Genomic DNA, 20772 nt, shown 5'->3' with positions numbered 1-20772 from the left:
AACGGTGGCCGTGCCAGTCAGCGACGCCGAGGCGTTCTTCCAGCAGGCGGGGGAGCGACGTTTCGTCCCCACCGCCCACACCCGCGGTCCCTGGGACGAGCACAGCCAGCACGCCGGACCGCCGGCGGCGCTGCTCGGCCGTGCCGTCCAGCTACGTCCGGGCGCCCGAGAAGACATGCGCCTGGCCCGCATCACCTTCGAAATCCTGCGCCCGGTGCCACTGCGCCCGCTTTCGGTGACCACCCGCGTCCTGAGAGAAGGACGCAGTGTGGAGCTGGTCGAAGCGTCGCTGGCCCCTGACGGAGGGGACGAGGTGATGCGGGCCACGGCACTTCGCATCCGGACCGCACCCGGTTCGGTGTCACCGACGAGTGAATCGCTCATCTTCCCGCCCCCGGGGCGGTCCCGCTCCGAGCCTTTCTTCCCGGTGCCGTGGGAGGTGGGCTACCACACGGCCGTGGACACCCGCTTCGCGGCGGGCTCCTTCCTCGGCCAAGGGCCGGCGACCTGCTGGATGCGAATGCGCGTGCCCTTGGTGGAAGGTGAGAAGATCATGCCGCTGGACCGGGTCCTGGTGGCGGCAGACTCCGGCAATGGGCTGAGCCACGTGCTCGACTTCGCCTCGCATGTGTTCATCAACCCCGACCTGACAGTGCACCTGCACCGGCACCCGCTGGGTGAGTGGGTCTGCCTCGACGCCCGGACCAGCATCGACGCCGACGGGATGGGGATGGCCGAAGCGGCCCTACACGACGAGCGGGGCTCGATCGGTCGTAGCGTGCAAAGCCTGTTCGTCAGCGCCCGGGGCTGACGAACACGCTCGGCGCTGCTGAGGGACCGCGTCCGCAAGGCTTCACGACAAGCACGGCGGCCTGGCCGATCCTGGGTCCGGGCGGAACGGGCACGGGCCTCGGTCAGCCCAGGTATGCGCTGGTGATCGCGAGCACAGCAGAGCCGTCGTTGTCGGCGAGCTTCGTGCCGGTGAAGGCGCGCGCCCCGTCGGAGGTCTGGAGCCGGAACGCGGGCCGCTCCGCGGTGAGCGCCTCCATGACGGTGTCCGCGACCTGCTCGGGCGTCTGCGCGGAATGTCGAACTGGCCCTGCGCACGGGTCACATACCCCCGCAGCGGCTCCGCGTAGTCGCCGGCGGTGGCGATCATCTGCGCCGGGTCGAGTTCGAGCTAGAGGACGACTCCGCTGGTCGCCTCGACCAGGTCCAGCGACGCGACCTCCGGGACCCCAGCCAGCCACCACGGCCGACTGCGGTTACCTAAGCTGATCGGAGACGCTCTACACTCCCTGATGCCTCCCGGCGCCTGGTACGAGGTGTGGACCACGCCGACCGCCGAGTTCCTCGAACGCGGTCCCGGAAGCGCTCTGCAGGACACTGTCAGCAAGTACGGCGCCGAATCCCAAGAAGCCGCAGCCCTCAAGGGGTTCATCGACCACGCCGACACCTACGGCGCCAAGGTGCCCACCCTCCCGAGCGCGCATCTCGACGAGCTCGTACGCAGCAGCGGCATGGCCCCCACAATCGCCGGGAGCACCGCAGCCGACGAAGAAGAGAGCGGCCATCGCCTCGGTTCACCGCCTACATGCTGCGGGAACGCTGCTCGTGACAGACGACGGCGCGGTGTGGCGGGCCGTACCTCCCGGCACGCCCTTCTCGGCACCCGGCGGGCAATGGGCCTTCATCGAGGAAAGGATTCCCGCTCCTGTTCCGGCGGACCGACACCCAGCCCGTCGACCGGCCCGGGTGGGCGTCGTAGCTGACCGCTGCGAGGTGTTCGGGAGGTCGCGGTGATGGCCGCCCACCGCTCACACAGGGTCGCGGCGGCTGGGAGCTCCCGGGCCCGCTCGGTGAGGCAGAGCACCGGCGCTTGGCGCAGGCCCCTCGGCTCGCGCCCATCGTGCCGGACCACGGGACACCGGCATCCTGCCCCCAACCAAGCCCCGCCGACATCGTAGGCGTCATCGGGCGAGCCGCCGCCGATGCCCTGCTCCCCGCCCGCCACCGGCACCGTGTCACGGCCCGCACTCGCAAGAACCCCACCAGCAAGTGCGGACCGAACGCCGGACAACAGCCCACGACCAGCCGGAACTAGACAGACCACGCCGCCATCACGTTCTTCGAGCGTGGACTCGCGAAAGGCTCACGGCCGAAAACGCAACGGTGTTGCCTTCTAGTGAACCGAGCTCAGCGATCAGGCGTGATCCGCATCGAGCTCTTCAGGAGCGAGGAGCACGGCTACGCGGCTGGCGTGGGCGACGGCGTCGCTGACACGGGGGTGAAAGAACGCCTCGACGGATCCACGGTGGTGGGGGCTCACGACGATGAGGTCGGCCCCCACCTCCTCAGCAGTAGCGGAGATGGTCGGGGCGATCATGTTGGTCAGCGCCTGAGTGACGGTACCTTCGGCCGCGACGCCCCTCTCACGCAGTTCTGCAACGGCCTCGTCCAGTACGGCCTTCGCTTCTGCGTCATCCTCCAAGGGGACTACAGCGGCCAGTGAGGCGGCGGATGCGGCGATGTGCAGAACATTGACCTTGGCCTGAGTCAGCCGAGCCATGTCGCCGGCCAGACGCAGAGCGGAGAGGCGCGCGGGACTCGGGTCTATAGCGACCAGGATGTGGTGGAACATGGACGTGTCGACCTTTCCGGAAAGTGCTCAAGTACCGGGCGGACGCTGGACACGCGTCCCCGATCAAGGAAACCGTCAGGGGCAGCCTGTTGTTCCTTGGTGATCGGGCAGTGTCACGTTGGGCTCTGTGCCACGGACTGGGGCGGAACATCGAGTGCCGCCACCAGCACCGGCTGGACCTGCTGTTGACCGGCTCCGACCTGCACCCGCGTCTCCGGGAACCACAGATCGCACTGGGCGATCCGGCCGGGCTCGTGGGTACCCCGGGCCTGCGCGTCTCGTACGACATGGCCCTCGGCGACGCCCACACGATCATCCTCCCGATCGGCCCAACGTACCTGCTGTCCATCGGCCCCCACCCGAACCACCTGCCGGTGCCGCGCGCCCGGGTTGACGAGCTGAACACGCCGCAGATCCGAGCAGCCGGCCGCTACGTCCGCACCAGGCCAGGCAGCCCCTGCGCACCTTCATCATCGGCCAGATCCCCGGATGCGCCCTCGCTGACGCGCTCCACGCCGATACGAAGAGGATGTGCCGGGCGGAACTCTTTCGGTCCTGGACTCTGGGCGGAACCTTTTCGGTCCTAGACTCGGGCCATGAGTAGGACCGACCGCGCCAGCCGGGTAATCGCGGCGCCACCGGCGACTGTCTACGACGCTCTCCTCGACCGGGAGTCCCTCGAGGCCTGGCTGCCGCCGGACGGCATGCGCGGGCGGGTCGAGCGGTGGGACCCCCGGCCTGGCGGCGGATTCCGGATGGTCCTCACCTACCTCGACCCCCTCGATAGCCCCGGCAAGACTTCAGATGCGACGGATGTGGTCGACGTCGGGTTCGCAGAACTGGTGCCACCGGCACGCGTTGTACACAGGGCAGTGTTCACGGCCGACGACCCCTCATACGCGGGCACCATGACGATGACCTGGCACCTCGCTGCCGCCGGTGAAGGAACCGAGGTGACCGTCACCGCGACGGACGTGCCACCCGGCATCGACCAAGCGGTCCACGAGGCTGGGATCGCCTCCTCGCTGGCCAATCTGGCGTCGTACCTCGAAGCGGCGGACTGACTCAGGTTGGACTGTGTCCGGCGACGTCGTAGCGGGAACGTCGCGCAGGCGCGGGATCCCGGGCGGCCGCGTTGGGAAGGGCGGCGCGGAAAGCCGTTGGGCGCGACTGCCCGCCGACCAGCATCGCCCTGCCGAAGCCGGCGCCCCACTTCGCGGCGATGCTGGACGCGTTCGGGGTACGCCGGCGGTGTCAGGGCAGGCCCGCATCCAGACCGCCCTGTCCGGGCGACCCCTCATCGCTCTGCCGATCGAGCTCTGGAACACCCGCTCCACCGCCGCCCCGACGGAGGGCGACTGGGCTCTGGCAACGACCAGTTACAGCTGCATCAATGCCGAACCCGCCGACATCAGCGGCCAGGGCGAAACCATCCGCATCATGCTGGACGACCGCATGGCCCACAGCCGCGGCGACTGACACAAGGCGAGCAGAACACGCCCGAGCGGCCAGGCGTTCTCCGCGCCGCCTCCCTACGCGCGCCATCACGCTGTACGCGGATTCATTGAGACCGGCGCCGACTCCTACCCGGCATTCACTGCGGCACTGCGCATTCCCTCAAGCCGCGAGGACTTGAGACGGCCGGCCTCGACAAGCGCCACGGTCACACGTGGTCCCCGCGGGACTGCTCGCCGGCGGCTCCGGCCGGACACGTGGTGCCTGGTCGGTGCGAACGGTGCGGGCAGGACAACCCTGTCTTGCCTGGCGGTCGGCCTGGCCCGGGGCCCCGCACTCGCCGCGCGCGCGGCGGTGCTGAGCCGCAGAGCGGCGGCATGCGCTGCGCTGCCGCCGCTCTCCGACTGTCGCCTACACGGTGGCGGAGGTCAGGTCCGGGTGCCTGGTCACCCCTTGCCTGCGTGGCAGGTCCCGCCGCTGACCGCCTCGAGGTGCTTTGCCACTGTGGGCCGGACGGCCTGGGCGGCCGCGCGGATCTTGGCGTCCTTACCGGCGGACACTTCCTTGTCGATCAGTGCGAGGGCCTGCCGGTGGCTCGTGTCCTGGTCCCGCAACCACATGCGGTTGTAGTCCCCTTTCCCGTGCAGGGACTTCAGCGTGGTGAGCTGTTTCTGCTGGGCGGCTGAAGCTGTGGAGGGCAGCATGACGCCCTTGCCGCGGGCCAGCGCCACGACCTGCGCATCGAACTTGGTGTGGTCACGCACGAACATGTCCGCTACCTGTTTCACACAGGAGCTGGTGGTGTGCTTCTGGGCATCCTCGGAGGTGGCGATCTCGGCGAGATTGCCCTGGTGAATCATCTTGAGGAAGGTGACGTCGGGTCCGGCGACCGGGGCTGCCGCCGTGGCCGGAGCGGTGAGTCCGGCCACGGCAAGCGCCATGGCCGCGACGGTTGTGCCGCACGGGCGGTTCATTCGCATAGTGTCCTCCACGTGTCGTGGAACCGGATGATGAGCCAGCTGATGAGCCGGGCGCTCCGTGCAGCGGACGCGCCGGACCCGCCGCCTCCCGGGCCATGCTGACCGCCTTCGCCACCCACTCGCTTTCCGAGCCACCCGACGGAAGTGACACATCCTCCGGAGAATCCGGGCCTGGCCTGAGCAACGCGACCATGCGCGGTCGCACGACCAGGTACGCCCGAACGGGTGAGGAGGGGGAATCGCCACCATCAGGCCGCTGCCCCGCGCTGCGGCCGCCGGCGCTGCCCGCCCCCGTGTCCGTCGGCAAGTACGGCTCAAGGCGAGCCCGCTCCCGTCCCGGCAGATCACCTCGCACCCCATGGCTCTGAACGATCCGCGGCCCAGGGCGTCACCGACCTATCAGACACGCCCAGCACTACTGGAACTGGCAGACTCGCTCGTGCCCGGAATGATCATGGCCCGGGACTGCATGGGATCTTGGCCGGTCCGGGAGAGCACGACGACATCCTCGACGGAACGTCGCTGCCCGTCCTCGGGGCGCCCGGTCAGGCGCGAACGGCGCGACCCTGGACGGCTGAGCGGCTCAAGGGATGGCCGGAGGCGGGAAGCCGGTGCCGGTCGCGATGCGCAGGATGGTCAGAATGCTGGTGTCGGCGTTCATCAGCTGGCAGGCAGGAGAGTCAGCATGGTCGTCGCCGACGATTCCCTCATCGAGGGCGACGCAGGCCTGGGCCTGCCAGGCGAAGCGGCGTTGGCGTCACCGAGCGCGAGATGCCGCAGGGCTGGGCGACAGGCAAACCTGACGTCGGCGAACGCGTCGTGTTCCTGTTTCCCCCGCGCGGGGGGCTGCGGCCACGGCGTTCATGCTCTCGTCCGACCGCGCGGGCGGCCGGTTCGGTCCCAGACCCCTGAGATCAGGCCGTGGCCTCGACCAGCCGCTTCATGCCGGGCTGGTCGGTCACGCAGCCCACCAGGCCGAGCGTCCGGGCCAGCGCCAAGTCGCGCTCGTCGTTGACGGTCCAGGCCATGACGTCGATGCCGGCGGCGCCGCACTTCTCCACGATGGCCCGGTTCAGCTGGCGCAGCTCCACGCTGACCAGGGTGGAGCCGACCTTCTGGGCGCGGCCGACGAAGGTGTCGCGGTGCGCGCTGGGGCCTGCCACCAGCACGGTGCGGGCCTGCGGCAGCAAATTGTGGACCTCGATCAGCGCCACGTCGTGGAACGACAGCACCGAGACCCGGTCCAGCAGGTCGCGGTCGGTGAGCACCTTGGCCAGCGACCGGGCGGCGGCCACGTCCTTGATCTCCGCCTGGATCGGCAGCGTCGGCCCGACGGCGTCCAGTACCTCCTCGAACGTGGGGATGCGCTCGCCGAGGCCGGCGTCGAGCTTCTTGAGCATGCGCAGCTTCTGGTCGGCGATCGGACCCGAGCCGTCCGTCGTGCGGTCCAGGGTCTCGTCGTGCATGACGACCAGCTCGCCGTCCTTGCTCAGGTGCAGGTCCAGTTCGATGCCGTCCAGCCCCTCGCGTTCGGCCCGCAGGAAGGAGCGCAGGGTGTTCTCCGGCTCGGCGGCCATGACACCGCGGTGGCCGATGGTGAAGAAAGACACTTGGTTGCCGTCCTTGGGTGTGGTGGTCCGGGGCAGTCGCACGAAGGCCGCACCCCTCGCTGGGCGGTGGGCGACCGCCCAAGCCTAATGGGCCCGTCCGGCCACGCTTCGCTGTACAACCGCCGCCGTTCTTCCTTGCCCACCGCGCCGCAGCCCGCAGCGCGACCGGGACACATCGATGCCGGACATCTCGCCGCCGGGTCGGCGCGGTGTCTGGCGCATCGGGGTTGGTCTCTCGAAGGCGTACGGGCCGCGGCCACCGCCGAGGCGATTCCCGCTTCCGCGAGGGATTGTCCCCAGCGAGGGTCTGCTGCCGTCTCTCACGACCTGTGTCCACGATGACCTCGACATCGTCTGCGGCACGCATGGCCCGCCGTAAGTCGGCGACCGGGCTGCTCCCGGCGGAAGGTTGCGACTGGGGTGACAAGCGGGGCTTCACGAACGCCGTCCAGAGTGATCTGCTGGGCGATCCGGTCGGTGTCGGCCGGATCCTGCCTTGAGGACCCGGCCGGTCAGGCCGCCGCGGTGGAGGCACGTGGCTTCGGGTCAGCCGATAGGGAACTGGACGAACTCGCCGTCGCAGCCCCGCCTCCGGTGGTATCTGGGGGCTCGGCAGCGGGATGGCCTGTCTGGCCGCCGGTGGCTGATGCAGTTACCGGGCGCGGTCGGCCGAGTGGTCGTCCTGCCCGGGTGCGGGGAAGTGTGGAAGGCGGCATGAACTCCCGGCAGGTCGCGCAGGTTCACGCAACCGCCGGGTCATTGGGTCACGGCTGAGGCGGACAGGAGTGTCGCAGCGGCGAGGCTGCCCCAGAGGGCGGTCGCGCCGTGGGATGCGAGAGCGGTGATGACCGCCGGGGAGACGGCCAGGCCGAAACCCGTGGAGAGCTGGAAGCGGGCGATCACGCGTCCCAGGGCATGGGCCGGAGCGAGGTGGGTGACGAGAGCGGTGGCGCTCCCAGCGTAGATGATCTCTCCGATGGTGCAGACCACGGAGACCGCGGCGACGGCCGGGGCAGCCCAGCCGTGTCCCAGTGAGCCGGCCGCAAGGAAGCCGAGGTAGGACACGGTGAGTACCGCACCGGCGAGGGCCAGCACGCTCTGTCGGGAGAAGCGGGACAACAGGACGGTGACCGGTACCTGCAGCGTGACCACGAGCACCGTGTTGACCACGAAGATGGCCGCCGGCCACACAGGGGATGCGTGCAACTGCGTCACCAGGAGCACAGGGAGCGCGATCTCGGGGACGTTGAGGCAGAAGGCATAGACCACGTTGGCGGCCAGCAGCGCGCGCAGCCGGGGCGTGGGTCTGTCGTCGCTGTCCCTGGCCGGGGTGGCGGCCGGATCCGCGCGAAGGTGGACCGACCACGCCAAGGCCGCCGCGGTGAGATTGGCGAGCCCGGTGACGGCGGCCAGCGCCTGCAAGGCTGCGGTTCCGCCCGCAAGGCACGCGGTGGCGAGGAGCGCGCCCACGCCGAGGCCGGCGTTGCGCAGGGCGCGACCTCCCGCGAGGGCAGCGTCGCGCTCCCGGCCGTGGGCGACCGTGGCCACGAGGGCCGCGTGGGCAGCGGGCCAGGCCTGGTTGCCGATGCCGAGGAAGAGCGCGGCCGTCGCGAACAACCAGACGTGCCCCGCCGGTGCGGCCAGCAACAGGGCCACGCCCAGCACCCGCACGAGCATCGACGCTCCCACGACCGTGCTGCGTGCGCCCCGGTCCAGCCATCGGCCCACCGCGGGCATGCACACCAGGGCCGCAACGACGGCTACAGTCATCGCGGTGCCGGTGACCGGTGCGGACAGCCTCAGCACCGTCACGCCGTAGAGCAGCAGAAACGGCCGAAGCAGGCCTGTGCCGAGCGCGTCCACGGCCAGGGCGACGGCGTAGCGGGGACCACCGGATGCACGGACGAGCGCACGGGGCCGGATTTTGGTGATGGTTGGCATGGCACAACGGTGAGTTCCGCCGGCCAGGCCAGCTGCGCCGGTTGACGGACAACGTCAACCGACGCGTCCCCGTCCAACTGGCCCGTGATGATGAGAGGATGACATTGAGGATCGACATCCGGGGCCTGCCGTCCGAGCGACTGCGGTTCGCCGCCTCCCCGCTGGCCGAGCTGACCGCGATGCTGCACGTGCTGGCGGAGCCCGGGCATCACCCGCAGCTCGCCGGCTGGGCCGGGGATGTCTGGGCCGGGCTACGGCCTGACCTGGCCGAGCGGTTGCGGGAGGCGGAGTTCCTCTGGCGTTCCTCACAAGCCGACTTCTTGATCCCGGCCCGCCCACGGCCGACCCTGGCCGAGGAGTTGGACGACGTGGACAAGATCGCCGACGAGACGTACGTGACCGCCGCGCTCGTCACCACATGCGGCAGCAACCGGGTCCACTTCGGGACACCGTCGCCGCTCACCGACCCGACGGCGCGCGAGCGGGCCCTGGACCTGGCCCAGGCCCGCGGTGCGTTGCAAGAGGCCTTCGCGGAACGGCTGCTCGCGGACCCGGCCGCCGTGCGCACGCGGCTCCGCGACACCCTCGAGCAGTGCGCCGAAGCCTTCTTCCACACCGCCTGGGCGGGCATCGCCGTGCAACTCGCCACCGACCTGCGCCTGAAGAACGACTTGCTCACACGCCAGGGCATCGGACCGGCACTCGCCTCGGTCTCCGGTGCCATCACCCTGGCACCGGACGGCGACTGCATCATCGTGGACAAACTGCAGGACAAGGCAACCACCGCCCAGGGCACCGGGGTCACGTTCATCCCCACCGTCTTCGGCCGCCCCCACCTGGTGGCGGTCCACACCCCGGGGTGGCAGCCAGTGGTGCAGTACCCCGTGGCCGAGCCGACCCCATCGGAACCGACACCTCTGGAAACGGTCAGCCTACGGCTGGAGGCACTTTCCCATCCGGTACGGCTGCGTCTGCTGCGCACTCTGGCCCGCGGCCCGCACAGCACCAGCGAGCTGGCCCACGCCTGGGAGCTCTCACGCCCGGAGGTCTCCCGCCACCTCGCCGTCCTACGCCGCGCGGACCTCCTCACGGCCGAACGCCACGGCCGCTACGTCCGCTACACGCTCAACCTGCACGCCCTGACCGTGCTGGGCACGGACCTGCTGGCGGCGGTGCTGCGCTGAGACGCCATCCGGTCACCGTTCGACAAGCCTGATCAGTGGGTCAACCTGCCCTGTCGCTTCCCGCCGTACCGGCGGCTGCACGGGTTCACCCGCCATCCGCAGGTGACAGGCCTGTTCACCGAACCCCACGGCCGGCTGCACGGAAAGGTGCACCAGTGGCTCTGCTCGAGTTGTGTGGATCGGTGGCAGGGACGACGAGCTTGCGGAGACTGGCCACTTCCGAGGCCGACACCTTGGAACTCGTCCGTGTCCAGCACTGGCTGGAGGACCCGATGCGCCGGCGCGCCCCCTCGGGTCCGCTGCTGGATGCGTGGAACTTCTTCGAAGACCTGGCCCGAGGACTCGGTGAGGTCCACCGGCTGCCCCAGCAGGGCGCGGTGCACAACAGCGCCTACGAGAAGCTCTTCGGAGGCGAGCGCTCGGCGTGGGCTCCCGACGAGCAACGCGCCGTACCGGAACTGATCACGGCCGGGGTGGAGCTGTGGAACTCCTGCCCAGTGATCATAAAGCCCTGTTCGCGCCTCTTAGATTGACTGGTCAGTTTATCTGACATATCTGTCCAGTCAGTGATATCTGATGCCGTTTGGGACCGGATCAAGTCGATCAGGCCAGCCGATCCGGTGCGCGGGAGGAGGGTGGGTCGAAGCTAATCGGAAGGACGGCTCGGCGCCGGGACCCTGCGCAACCTTCTGGCCCCGCGCGACGAACCCGTGCGGGCGTCAGGCCCCGGGCGATACAGACGGTGCCGGGCGACGAGTTCAAGGGTCACCGCCACCGCGATGGTCTGCACAGCCATGAGCGCGATGAGGACGAACAGTTGCACCACTCCGGCCAGCACGGGACTGGCCCCTCCGAGGAGCATGCCGACGAACGCACCGGGGAGCGTGACCAGCCCGACCGTACGAGTCTGATCCAGGCCAGGCAGGAGGGCCTCGGAGGCCGCGGCACGTGCGATCTCCATGCGTGCGTCACGGTCCGGGAATCCCAGCGCCATCGCGGCTTCCACCTCTCCGCGACGCTGGGACAGTTCGTCCAGGGCACGCCGTCCGGCGAGTACGGTCACGGTGAGTGCGCCACCGATGAGGATGCCCGTGATCGGAATCAGGGCGACGCCCTTCAGAGGGACGAGCCCGGTGGCAAGGAGCGCCGCGACGACCGGTATGACACCCACGGCGATCGGGGCGGCCGTCAACCACCAGGTGTGGTTGCCGGTGATTCTCCGCCCGGCCGTGCGCACGGCCACCGCGAACATGAGCACGAGGAACGCCAGGAGCCCCGGCATCGACTTGACGGCCCAGGTGATGACCACCGAGACGAGGGCGAGCTGGACGGCGGCCCGGAAACCGGCGAGGAGAATCTCCCGGGCCCGGCTCCTGTACGGGTGCGGATCGAGATGGAACCAGCTCGCGACAACCGCCGCTACCAGCAGGAGAGCGGTGAGGAGGACGCCGAGGATTGGGTTGACCGGTACCAGCGATGCCGCACTCGACGTCACGTTTCCCACCTCAAGAAGCTGTCGCACGGGCCGATCGGGTGCGCTGATCCCCAACCCGACCGCCCCGCCGGCCGACAGCGCGGTCGCCGGTGCCCCCAGGGCCCAGAACCGGGCCTCGGTCTCGCGGTCGCCCGTGATCCGGCCGTCTCTTTCCGCGGTCGGGTCTCCCTTGACTTGCCGCGCCACGGCTCCTTCACCCTGGTCCATCCTCTCCGCTCGGGCGACAGCGAGGGAACCACGTCGACGAGCGGATGAGCGCGGCCGTCGCACTGGTTACGGGCGGCGCTCCCCGCGTTTCTGATGCTCGTGGCCGTCGCAGCAGAAGCCGGGCCGGTGCCGATCCTCTCCCGGCGGCACCGCACCGGCGGCGCCGGTGCGCGGCGCGCACCGTGCCCACTGCGCGCTGTCCACCATGTGATCGCTGTCGGATGCGGCGTTCGCCAGGCTGGTACAGCAAACGGCCAGCAGCAGGCCACCCGCCACGAAGGGCAGGCTCCGACGTGCGGGAGGCGGGGCCAGCAGAGCCCGGACCCGCTGCGGCACCGCCCCACCGGTCACAGCCAGAGCCGGGGGACGCGACGCACCGGCCGATGCCAAGGCGGCACGTCCGACGGCATGAGCGACGACCCTGCGGTCTCCGACACGCTCGGCGGCCTCCTCATCGGCCCAGCGTTCCAGGACGTAGCCACCCGCGACAGACACCGGCCGCAGCAACGGGTTCAAAGCCGCCGTGAGCCGCCACACGCTCTGGAAGAGGTGGTGCCGGCACCGCAGATGGGCCCGCTCGTGCGCGAGCAGGGCCTCGCGCTCGTCGTCGCCGAGGCAGCGCAGCATGCCCCGCGAAACCACGACCCGCCCCGGTGCACCGGGCAGCACGAAGGCCAGCGGGGCGTCGTCGTCCACTACGACCAACTCCGTGCCCCCTGGCAGGTCGGCGCAGTCCCGCCGCGCCCGCACGAGGTGACGGACCTGCTGTACGGCGGCCGCGACCAGCGAGACGAGGCCGACGGCCAGCATCAGAACGCTAGCGGCCGCGACGCCGCGGTACACCGGGTCCTCGGCGCGCAGGGCGGCAACGGACCAACGGCCCTCGGCGGCGACCTGCGGCACCTGCGCCAATCCGGTGAAGGCCAGCAGGGCGAGTGCCCCCGCCCAGCCGATCGCCGTCACGAGCGCGGCGCAGGCCAGGGCCCAGGCGGCGGGACGCGGGGGCAGCCCGCGCGCCAGCCGGGGCCCGAGCACGGCGAGCAAAGCCGTGACGGCGAACGGGACGTAGACGCTGATCAGCACAGGCTCATCGCTTCCCGTGGGAGCGCTCACCCTCGGCGCCCAGACCGTCCCCGGACAGCAGATGGTGCAGCATCTGTTCGTCCTGCGCCGACAGTTCGGAGACGAAGCTGGCCAGCACCGCCTCACGGTCGGATCCGCCCTCCAGCAGCGAGTGCATGCGGTGGGCGGTGTGAGACGCCTCGTCGCGGGCCGGCTCGTAGGCATAGCCGCGGCCCTCCCGGTGCCGGACGAGCAAGCCCTTGTCGTACAGCCGGGACAGGATCGTCAGGACAGTCGTATAGGCCAGGTCGCCCGGCAGCCGCTCCTGCACCTGACGTGCGGTCGACGGGCTGCCGATGGCCCAGAGCGCGGCGAGCACATCGCCCTCCAGTTCACCGCGCCCCCGCCTGCCTGCTGCTCCCCGGGCCTCCTCGTCCCTTCGGTCCTTCACCAGCCACCTTCCTTCACCATGAGTCCGTAAAGCCTACCCGTTCTCCGACTACGAGTTGTAGAAGGTATGCTCCGGGCCTCGGACTACTACATGTCGTAGAGTTCCCTCGCTCCCTTCACGTGCGGAGGAAAAGCCCATGCCCCACGCCGGAAGCACGGCGCCCGGACCCGCCCTTGCGGGCACCATTCCGCAGCAGCGGGCCACGCCGCGCGTCGCGGGCCGGGTCGCGGTCGTCTCGGCGAGCGTCGGAGCCGGTCACGACGGTGCCGCCGCCGAGCTGGAGCGCCGTCTGCGCGCGGACGGCTTCGCCGTCGACCGGTACGACCTGATGGATCTGCTGCCCGCCGGACTCGGCCGGGCCGTTCGGGACGGCTACCACCGGATGCTCGTCATGGCCCCCTGGGCCTACCAGCGGATCTACGCCGGCACCCAACGCGCGGGCGGCAGCGGCCCGGTGGCACGGGCCCTGCTGCGCGCCGCCGAGGGCCGTGTGCTGCGCGCGCTGCGCCCGGACGTCGGGGCGGTGGTCTCCACCTACCCGGGAGCCAGCCGAGTGCTGGGCAATCTACGCCTGAAGGGGCGCCTGACCGTCCCCGTCGTCACCTACCTCACCGACTTCTCGGTGCATCCTCTGTGGGTGGCGGACGGTGTGGACGTCCACCTCGCCGCCCACGCGGTGCCCGCCGACCAGGCGCGAGCCGCCGGAGCCAGCGACGTACGGGTGTGCGGACCGGTCACCGACCCACACTTCCGCCCTTGCGACACCGAGCAACGGGCCCGTGCGCGGGCGTCGTTCGGGTTGCCCGAGCGCGCTCCGCTCGCCCTTCTGGTCGCCGGGTCCTGGGGTGTCGGCCCGGTCCGCAAGGTAGCCCTGGAACTGCGTGACTGCGGCGCCGCCGTCCCGGTCGTCGTATGCGGCCGGAACGAGGCCCTGGCCGAGCAGCTGCGTGCGGACGGGATCGAGTATGCCTTCGGCTGGGTCGACGACATGCCCGGGCTGATGCGCGCCGCGGACGTCCTCGTCCAGAACGCCGGCGGCCTCACCTCCCTGGAGGCGTTCGCCTCGGGCCTGCCCGTCGCCAGCTACCGCTGCATACCGGGGCACGGCCTGACCAACGCGGCCGCCCTGGACGAGGCTGGTGTGGCCGTCTGGATCCGGGACCCGGCCGATCTCAAGGCAGTGCTGTGCGACCTGATCGACGGTCCGCTCGGAGCCCGGCAGCGGGCAACGGGGCTCGCCCTCTTCGCCCAGACGCAGGACGGCGGCCCGGCGGCCGAGATAGCTTGCGTTCACCGATCAGGACTCCGGGACCGGAGCCAGAGTCCACCGCCGCCGGGACCCGGCCGGCCCCGCCGCCTGCGCGGCCGGCGACTCGCGGTCACCGGCGCCGCGGCCTGCGCAGTGTGGGCGTGCGCCGTCGGCACCGGGGTCGCGACGACCTACGACGGGCCCGCGCTCATACACTCCCTGGGCCACGGTCTCGACCTGGACCGGCTCGCACCCGCCTTCGCCCGGGAAGGACACCACTCGTGACGGCCTCCAGCCCGCTGCGCGCGGCCGCGCTGGCCGCGCTGCCCGCCGCCGCCCTCGCCGCGGTCCACTTCGCCCCCGTCGTCTCCACGTTCGGACCGCTGCGCAACCGCACCATGCCGCGCCTGTCCGGCCGGGGGCGCGCCGGCCACGTCGCCCTCACCTTCGACGACGGCCCCGACCCTCTGTCCACCCCCTTCTTCCTGCGACTGCTCGACCGGCGCGGGGTGCGCGCCACCTTCTTCCTGCTCGGCAGCGAGGCCCACCGCTCCCCCGGCCTGGTCCGCGAGATCGCCGCGGCCGGCCACGAGATCGGCGTCCACGGCTGGCGGCACCGGCCCCTGCTGCTGCGGGGCCCGCGCGCGACGTACGACGACTTCGCCCGCGCCCGCGACACCGTCGCCGACATCACCGGCACCCGCCCCACGATCTTCCGGCCGCCGTACGGCGTCATGTCCACCGCCGCCCATGTCGCAGCGCGGCGCCTTGGACTCACCCCTGTGCTGTGGACCTGCTGGGGCGAGGACTGGACGGCACGGGCCACGCCCGAGTCGGTCCACCGGACGGTCACCGCGGACCTCGACGGCGGCGGCACCATCCTGCTGCACGACTCAGACTGCACCTCGGCACCCGGCGCCTGGCGTTCGGCCCTGGGCGCCGTCCCCCGCATACTCGACACCTGCGCTGAGCGAGGCTACGAAGTCGGCCCGCTCCGCGACCACGGATGGCAGCTGCCGACCGCGAGCCGTCGGGAGCGCACTGCGGCGAACGATCGTCTACATTCACGTAGACCGTCTACTCTGGTGTAGTTCATGCCTGCCCGTTCACCGACGTCACATCGTTCCCAGAGAAGGGCTTCGGCCGCATGAGCCCACCACTGCACCTCGCGTCGCAGCTCGCCGTGAACGTGCTCGACGCCAAGTCGCTGCTGGCCGCCTTCGGCGTGCTGGGCGTCGGCGTGGTGATGTTCGCCGAGACAGGGCTGCTCATCGGCTTCTTCCTGCCCGGGGACTCGCTGCTGTTCACCGCCGGCCTGCTCTGATGGGACCAACTGGCGCGAGCCATGAGGGAGTCGGGTCAAGCCGTCATGGAGGAGCGCCTGCTGCCCACGCTCCTGGCCGACCTCACCCGCACCTGACGCCCATGGACATGGGAGGAGGTCCTCCATAGACAGGGGAGCGCCACGATCAAGGCCCGCAGGCTGAGATGCTCAACTGCGGCCATCCGCTGTCCCTGCTGATGGCGTCATAGTTCTGGGGAGACTGCCACACCTGCTCCCAGAAGGTGTGAGCCGCGTCGATGCTCGAACACTTCGCCAGTTCGCTCCTCATGTTCGCTCCTCGGTTGTGGCTGACTCACGAACCCGGCAACAGGGGGCCGCCCGCCATGAGGCCGCCGTCGACGGTGAGGACATGGCCGGTGATGTAGCTCGCTTTTTCCGAGCCCAGGTACTGGACGGCCTCGGCAATCTCGTCGGGGGTGCCCGCCCGGTGCAGGGGCAGCACCGAATCAACCGCGTCCCGCGCGGTGTCGTCGCCGGTGAACCGCTCGTACATCGCGGTCCGGGTGTAGCCAGGGGCGACGGCGTTGACCCGGATTCCATGGGCGGCGCCTTCGAGTGCGGCTGCCTTCGTGATGCCGGTGACCGCGTGCTTGCTGCCGACGTACAGGGTCGCGCCGGGGTAACCCATCAAACCGAAGGTGGAGCTGACGTTGACGATGCTGCCACCGCCCTGCTCCCGCATGACCCGGAACTCGTGCTTCAGACACAGCAGCGTGCCCTTGACGTTCGTATCGAAGGTGGCCTGGTAGCTCTCGTCGGTCACCTCGGTGACCGGGCCGGGCGTTCCTTCGGTGCCGGCGTTGTTCAAGGCGACATCGAGTCGCCCGAACCGGTCGACCGCACGGTCGGCGAGGTTCTCCACATCGGCGTCAGAGCGGACGTCGGCACGCACGAACTCGGCTTGGGCGCCGAGGTCGCCGAGCTCCCTGGCGAGCTGCTCGCCAACGTCCTGGTGACGGCCGGAGACGACGAGATTCGCGCCCTGACGGGCATAGGCCAACGCGGTTGCGCGGCCGATACCGGTGAGCGCGCCCGTGATGAGGACGACGGGAGCAGGCACGTTCGAAGGTCCTTCCTGTGAGCAGACAAATGAACGGCAGGCAAGCGGTCAGAAGCCCGCAGGGCACCGGGGCTCTCTTCCGGCCAGGGCGCACCCCTGAGGAAGCTGTCCCGGCCGGACGGCAGTCATAGGGGAGGCGGCCACGGCACCCCTCGAATGGCCGCGCTTGATGCCCCGTATGCCCCATGGCGGACCCTTCGTTCACCGCGCAACCAAGTGGGCAGCGAGAGCACCTTTGGCCGATTCCAAGAATCCTCATCAGGGGCGTGTTCCCGACCGACGACAACGAGGAAGACGAAGCAGCGGACCTGTGCACGTGCGCTCTAGTCACGCACCTTGATCGAGTAGATTCCACGGCCGGGTATGGCCGCGTACAGGGTGCTGCCGTCCGGGCTTAGCCTCATCTGCAGCACGGCGACAGCCGGGAGGTTGCCGACGCGCTGCCAGGTGGTGCGGCCGGGCGCGCGGTAGACGACGCCGAGTTCCGTGGGGACGGCGAGGCCGTTCGGCGTGATGACCGCTGAGTCGGAGCCACAGCTCGAAGTCCATGTCGTGCCTGGATCCCTACGCCTGCAATTGCCGGGCGAGAATTGCAGCCCGTACAGCAAGCATCGGACCAGCGCCTCGATTTGCCCGCCCGGCAGGCCGGCAACACTTGGGGCGATGTCGTGCGCCCTCTTGGGCCACCATCGGAAGCGCCGTCCTCGCTCCTGATCAGCGCTTGACGCCGTGCGTGCCCGGCTCCGTCTCATCCGCAGCCGTGGCGTCGCTCAGGCCGAGACGCAGATGCTCGATGTGGTAGACGGCCTGGTCGAGGAGTTCGGCGACGTGGTTGTCGTAGAGCGCGTAGATCACCGAGCGGCCCTGGCGCCGGCCGACGACCAGGCCGAGGTTGCGCAGCAGACGCAGTTGGTGGGAGCAGGCGGACTGTTCCATACCGACCTCGGTGGCGAGTTCGGTGGCGGCGCAGGGACCCTCGCGCAGGCGGGAGAGGATCAGCAGCCGGGAGGGGGTGGCCAGGGCCTGGAGGGTGGTGGCCACGCGTGCGGCGCTGTCCGCGTCCAGGCGGGTGTGCGGGACGGCGTTCTTCGCGGGAGCTGCTCCATGGCCCATATGCGCCATCACACAAGCGATACTTGAAGACCTCTTCATGTGTACCTGTATGGTGGACGGGTCGGTACGTCCTGCCCTGATGAAGGGTTCTTCGCCATGCCTTCCACCCTGACCGAGCGACCCGCGCTCCCCGCGACCACCTCCCCCGAAAGGGCCGCCCCGCGGCGGCGGACCCGGGTCTTCGCGCTGCCCGAGGCCCGCTGGGCCGCGGCCGCCACGGCGCTGTTCCTGCTCGCGCTGCCGCTGCAACTGACCGGCGCGCCCGCCTGGACGTGGGCGACGTTGTGCGCGCTCGCCTACGCCGCCGGCGGCTGGGAGCCGGCACTGACGGGACTGCAGGCGCTGCGGGAGAAGACTCTCGACGTCGACCTGCTGATGATCGTGGCAGCACTGGGCGCGGCGGCCGTGGGCCAGGTGATGGACGGCGCCCTGCTGATCGTCATCTTCGCCACCTCCGGCGCCCTGGAGGCGCTGGCCACCGCGCGCACCGCCGACTCGGTGCGCGGACTGCTCGATCTCGCGCCCGCCACCGCGACCCGGCTGCTCGACGGCGGGGGCGAGGAGACCGTGGCCACCGCCGACCTCGTCGTCGGGGACACGGTGCTGGCACGGCCGGGCGAGCGGATCGGCGCCGACGGCCGGGTGCTGGACGGGGTCAGCGAGGTGGATCAGGCCACCATCACCGGCGAGCCGCTGCCCGTGGGGAAGGAGCCGGGTGACGAGGTGTTCGCCGGCACCCTCAACGGCACCGGCGCCCTCCGGATCAAGGTGGAGCGCGACGCCTCCGACTCGGTGATCGCCCACATCGTGCAGATGGTCGAGGAAGCCTCCGAGACCAAGGCGCCCACCCAGCTGTTCATCGAGAAGGTCGAACAGCGCTATTCCATCGGCATGGTGGCGGCCACCCTCGCGGTGTTCGCGGTGCCACTCGCCTTCGGCGCCGCCCTGACCGGCTCGCTGCTGCGGGCCATGACCTTCATGATCGTCGCCTCGCCGTGCGCGGTCGTCCTGGCGACCATGCCGCCGCTGCTGTCCGCCATCGCCAACGCCGGCCGGCACGGCGTACTGGTGAAGTCCGCCGTGGTGATGGAACGCCTCGGCCAGGTCGACGCGGCCGCCCTGGACAAGACCGGCACCCTCACCGAAGGCACCCCGCGCGTCACCGACATCCGGCCACTGCCCGGCTCCGGCGTGAACGAGGAGGAGTTGCTGACCCTCGCCGCGGCGGCCGAACACCAAAGCGAGCACCCGCTGGCCCGCGCCGTCGTGGACGCCGCCCGGGCCCGCGGTCTCGTCCCGCCGGTCGCAGGGGACTTCACCTCCGCCCCTGGCGTCGGGGTCACCGCCACCGTGGACGGCCGCGCGATCGCGGTGGGCGCCCCCGCCCGGCTGGCGACCGGTGCCGAGGGCGCGCACACCGCCGTCGCCGCCGAACTGGAGGACGGCGGGCGCACCGCGGTCCTGGTGCTGGCCGACGGCACGCCGACCGGAGTCCTGGGTATCGCCGACCGCCTGCGCCCGGACGCTGCCGCCACCGTCGCCTCACTGACCACGCTCACCGGAACCACGCCGACGCTGCTCACCGGCGACAACCCACGCGCCGCCGCCCGCCTGGCCGCCGAAGTCGGCATCGACGACCTGCGCGCCGGACTCCTGCCCCAGGACAAGGTCGCCGCGGTACGGGAACAGGAGCAGGCCGGCCGCAAGGTGCTGGTCGTCGGCGACGGCGTCAACGACGCGCCCGCGCTCGCCGCCGCCCACACCGGCGTGGCCATGGGCCGGGCCGGCTCCGACCTGGCACTGGAGACTGCCGACGCGGTGATCGTCCGCGACGAACTGGCCACCGTCCCCACCGTGGTGGCACTCTCCCGCCGCGCCCGCCGCCTGGTCGTGCAGAACCTCGTCATCGCGGCCCTGTTCATCTCCGGCCTGGTCGTCTGGGACCTCGCCGCCACCCTCCCCCTGCCCCTCGGCGTCCTCGGCCACGAGGGCTCGACCGTCATCGTCGGCCTCAACGGCCTGCGGCTGCTGCGCGAGGCGGCCTGGACGCAGGCCCGCGCGGAGTGCCACCGGTAACCCGTCACGCATCCCAACGGTCCGCAGCGCAGGCTCCGGCACTGCGGACCGTTGGGCGTTTTCCCTTCGGCGGGTGCGTCGCAGCCGGAAGCGAACACATGACCTCCGGTTCATATGGACATGGATTTCATTTTCATCTACGGTGGGGTCATACCGAAGCGGCGCCGGCCACAGGGGGTGATGCGCCATGGGCGGCCGGAGGACCCGGCAGCAGAAGGCGGTCCGGCAGATACTCGCGGGCTGTCAGGACTTCGTGTCGGCCCAGGAGTTGTACGCCCTTCTGATGGCCGACGGCCAGGCGATCGGCCTGACCACCGTCTACCGCGCCCTGCGCGAGCTGGAGGCGGACGGGGGGGTCGACGTCGTACGCGACGACAGCGGCGGGCGACTGTACCGGCTGCGCCCCGCCGAAGGACACCGCCACTACCTGATCTGCCGCGACTGCGGCCACAGCCGCCCGGTGGATTCCGAAGTCGTCGAGGAGTGGGCGGGCCGGATCGCCGCCGACGCCGGATTCGCCGAAGTGGAGCACACCGTCGAACTCACCGGTGTCTGCACCGACTGTCTGCCCCGCACAGATGGAGGCCGGCCGCCCGAGGACGAAGGAGAAAAACCGCCATGCCACTGGGATCGCGCCCGGGACCCCCGGGACCCGGCCCGCAGCTGCGCGAGCTGAAGGTCAGCGTGCGCGCCCTGCTCGGTCTCGACGACGACACCGCCGTCCTGATCCGCCAGCTCGCCTGCACCGAACCGGGCTGCCCGCCGCTGGAGACGGTCGTCGTCGTGCTGCCGATGGAGGGCCAGGCCCGCCGCTGGACTCTGCACCGCCCGGCCGACCACATCACCGAGGACGACCTGCGAGCCGTCCTCCTCGCCGCTGAACAGCACGACTAGGAGACTGAC

Annotated in this window: 22 protein-coding genes and 1 pseudogene; 12 read left to right on the top strand and 11 right to left on the bottom strand. The window is 70.6% G+C overall.

What is annotated here, in order from left to right; translation table 11 throughout:
* Positions 1–4: 4 nt before the first annotated feature.
* Positions 5–811, top strand: coding sequence for a thioesterase family protein (locus ACFY2Z_RS17765; protein WP_390745070.1), 807 nt, complete (start codon positions 5–7; stop codon positions 809–811).
* A gap of 103 nt (positions 812–914) precedes the next feature.
* Here the strand turns inward: ACFY2Z_RS17765 and ACFY2Z_RS17760 are convergent, their stop codons facing one another.
* The 3 genes from ACFY2Z_RS17760 to ACFY2Z_RS17750 form a co-directional block, all read right to left on the bottom strand.
* Positions 915–1049, bottom strand: coding sequence for a hypothetical protein (locus tag ACFY2Z_RS17760; protein WP_390745069.1), 135 nt, complete (start codon positions 1047–1049; stop codon positions 915–917).
* 1154 nt (positions 1050–2203) lie between these two features.
* The gene (locus ACFY2Z_RS17755) at positions 2204–2641 is read right to left on the bottom strand and encodes a universal stress protein (protein WP_390745068.1); all 438 of its coding nucleotides are present in this window, start codon (positions 2639–2641) and stop codon (positions 2204–2206) included.
* Positions 2642–2754: 113 nt separating this feature from the next.
* Positions 2755–2949, bottom strand: coding sequence for a hypothetical protein (locus ACFY2Z_RS17750; RefSeq protein ID WP_390745067.1), 195 nt, complete (start codon positions 2947–2949; stop codon positions 2755–2757).
* Positions 2950–3237: 288 nt separating this feature from the next.
* Here ACFY2Z_RS17750 and ACFY2Z_RS17745 point away from each other — a divergent pair, with 288 nt between their 5' ends.
* Positions 3238–3705, top strand: coding sequence for an SRPBCC family protein (locus ACFY2Z_RS17745; protein ID WP_390745066.1), 468 nt, complete (start codon positions 3238–3240; stop codon positions 3703–3705).
* A gap of 187 nt (positions 3706–3892) precedes the next feature.
* Positions 3893–4120: a hypothetical protein gene (locus ACFY2Z_RS17740; RefSeq protein WP_390745065.1), complete on the top strand. Its 228-nt coding sequence runs from the start codon at positions 3893–3895 to the stop codon at positions 4118–4120.
* Between the two features lie 422 nt (positions 4121–4542).
* Here the strand turns inward: ACFY2Z_RS17740 and ACFY2Z_RS17735 are convergent, their stop codons facing one another.
* Both ACFY2Z_RS17735 and ACFY2Z_RS17730 read right to left on the bottom strand, forming a co-directional pair.
* Positions 4543–5037, bottom strand: a complete 495-nt coding sequence (locus ACFY2Z_RS17735; RefSeq protein WP_390745064.1) for a DUF4142 domain-containing protein — start codon at positions 5035–5037, stop codon at positions 4543–4545.
* A gap of 953 nt (positions 5038–5990) precedes the next feature.
* Positions 5991–6686, bottom strand: coding sequence for a glycerophosphodiester phosphodiesterase (locus tag ACFY2Z_RS17730; RefSeq protein ID WP_390745063.1), 696 nt, complete (start codon positions 6684–6686; stop codon positions 5991–5993).
* A 365-nt stretch (positions 6687–7051) separates the two neighbouring features.
* On the opposite strand from ACFY2Z_RS17730, the gene ACFY2Z_RS17725 reads away from it, so the two are divergent.
* A complete protein-coding gene (locus ACFY2Z_RS17725; RefSeq protein ID WP_390745062.1) occupies positions 7052–7186 on the top strand; it encodes a hypothetical protein in 135 nt (44 codons plus the stop codon).
* Between the two features lie 256 nt (positions 7187–7442).
* Here the strand turns inward: ACFY2Z_RS17725 and ACFY2Z_RS17720 are convergent, their stop codons facing one another.
* A complete protein-coding gene (locus ACFY2Z_RS17720; RefSeq protein ID WP_390745061.1) occupies positions 7443–8627 on the bottom strand; it encodes an MFS transporter in 1185 nt (394 codons plus the stop codon).
* A gap of 98 nt (positions 8628–8725) precedes the next feature.
* On the opposite strand from ACFY2Z_RS17720, the gene ACFY2Z_RS17715 reads away from it, so the two are divergent.
* Both ACFY2Z_RS17715 and ACFY2Z_RS17710 read left to right on the top strand, forming a co-directional pair.
* Positions 8726–9811 carry a DUF5937 family protein gene (locus tag ACFY2Z_RS17715; protein WP_390745060.1) on the top strand — a complete coding sequence of 362 codons (1086 nt, stop codon included), beginning with the start codon at positions 8726–8728 and terminating at the stop codon, positions 9809–9811.
* Between the two features lie 200 nt (positions 9812–10011).
* A complete protein-coding gene (locus tag ACFY2Z_RS17710; protein WP_390745059.1) occupies positions 10012–10344 on the top strand; it encodes a hypothetical protein in 333 nt (110 codons plus the stop codon).
* 113 nt (positions 10345–10457) lie between these two features.
* On the opposite strand, the gene ACFY2Z_RS17705 is transcribed toward ACFY2Z_RS17710, so the two are convergent.
* From ACFY2Z_RS17705 to ACFY2Z_RS17695, 3 genes are all read right to left on the bottom strand, one after another.
* The gene (locus ACFY2Z_RS17705; protein WP_390745119.1) at positions 10458–11306 is read right to left on the bottom strand and encodes an ABC transporter permease; all 849 of its coding nucleotides are present in this window, start codon (positions 11304–11306) and stop codon (positions 10458–10460) included.
* A 273-nt stretch (positions 11307–11579) separates the two neighbouring features.
* Complete coding sequence (locus ACFY2Z_RS17700) at positions 11580–12596, bottom strand: M56 family metallopeptidase (RefSeq protein WP_390745058.1); 1017 nt, start codon at positions 12594–12596, stop codon at positions 11580–11582.
* Positions 12597–12600: 4 nt separating this feature from the next.
* Complete coding sequence (locus tag ACFY2Z_RS17695; RefSeq protein ID WP_390745057.1) at positions 12601–13026, bottom strand: BlaI/MecI/CopY family transcriptional regulator; 426 nt, start codon at positions 13024–13026, stop codon at positions 12601–12603.
* Positions 13027–13162: 136 nt separating this feature from the next.
* Between ACFY2Z_RS17695 and ACFY2Z_RS17690 the strand changes: the two genes are divergently transcribed.
* The 3 genes and pseudogenes from ACFY2Z_RS17690 to ACFY2Z_RS17680 form a co-directional block, all read left to right on the top strand.
* Positions 13163–14560 (top strand): glycosyltransferase, encoded by a 1398-nt coding sequence (locus ACFY2Z_RS17690; protein ID WP_390745056.1) that lies wholly within the window; start codon positions 13163–13165, stop codon positions 14558–14560.
* A complete protein-coding gene (locus ACFY2Z_RS17685) occupies positions 14557–15366 on the top strand; it encodes a polysaccharide deacetylase family protein (protein ID WP_390745055.1) in 810 nt (269 codons plus the stop codon). The genes ACFY2Z_RS17690 and ACFY2Z_RS17685 overlap by 4 nt, the downstream gene beginning before the upstream one ends.
* A 56-nt stretch (positions 15367–15422) precedes the next feature.
* Positions 15423–15596 (top strand): annotated as a pseudogene (locus tag ACFY2Z_RS17680) (DedA family protein); the annotation flags it as partial.
* 316 nt (positions 15597–15912) lie between these two features.
* Here the strand turns inward: ACFY2Z_RS17680 and ACFY2Z_RS17675 are convergent.
* A complete protein-coding gene (locus ACFY2Z_RS17675) occupies positions 15913–16680 on the bottom strand; it encodes an SDR family NAD(P)-dependent oxidoreductase (protein ID WP_390745054.1) in 768 nt (255 codons plus the stop codon).
* A gap of 714 nt (positions 16681–17394) precedes the next feature.
* Entirely contained in the window at positions 17395–17793 is a 399-nt protein-coding gene (locus ACFY2Z_RS17670; RefSeq protein ID WP_390745053.1) for an ArsR/SmtB family transcription factor, read from the bottom strand.
* Positions 17794–17889: 96 nt separating this feature from the next.
* Between ACFY2Z_RS17670 and ACFY2Z_RS17665 the strand changes: the two genes are divergently transcribed.
* The 3 genes from ACFY2Z_RS17665 (at position 17890) to ACFY2Z_RS17655 (ending at position 20763) form a co-directional block, all read left to right on the top strand.
* Positions 17890–19869, top strand: coding sequence for a heavy metal translocating P-type ATPase (locus ACFY2Z_RS17665; protein WP_390745052.1), 1980 nt, complete (start codon positions 17890–17892; stop codon positions 19867–19869).
* Positions 19870–20056: 187 nt separating this feature from the next.
* A complete protein-coding gene (locus ACFY2Z_RS17660) occupies positions 20057–20545 on the top strand; it encodes a Fur family transcriptional regulator (RefSeq protein ID WP_390745051.1) in 489 nt (162 codons plus the stop codon).
* The gene (locus tag ACFY2Z_RS17655; RefSeq protein ID WP_390745050.1) at positions 20488–20763 is read left to right on the top strand and encodes a hypothetical protein; all 276 of its coding nucleotides are present in this window, start codon (positions 20488–20490) and stop codon (positions 20761–20763) included. The genes ACFY2Z_RS17660 and ACFY2Z_RS17655 overlap by 58 nt, the downstream gene beginning before the upstream one ends.
* Positions 20764–20772 lie beyond the last annotated feature (9 nt).

This window comes from Streptomyces sp. NPDC001222, assembly GCF_042896945.1.
GTDB lineage: Bacteria > Actinomycetota > Actinomycetes > Streptomycetales > Streptomycetaceae > Streptomyces > Streptomyces gibsoniae.
Note: the sequence above shows the minus strand (reverse complement) of the source record. Positions and strands in the feature narration are given on the sequence as shown.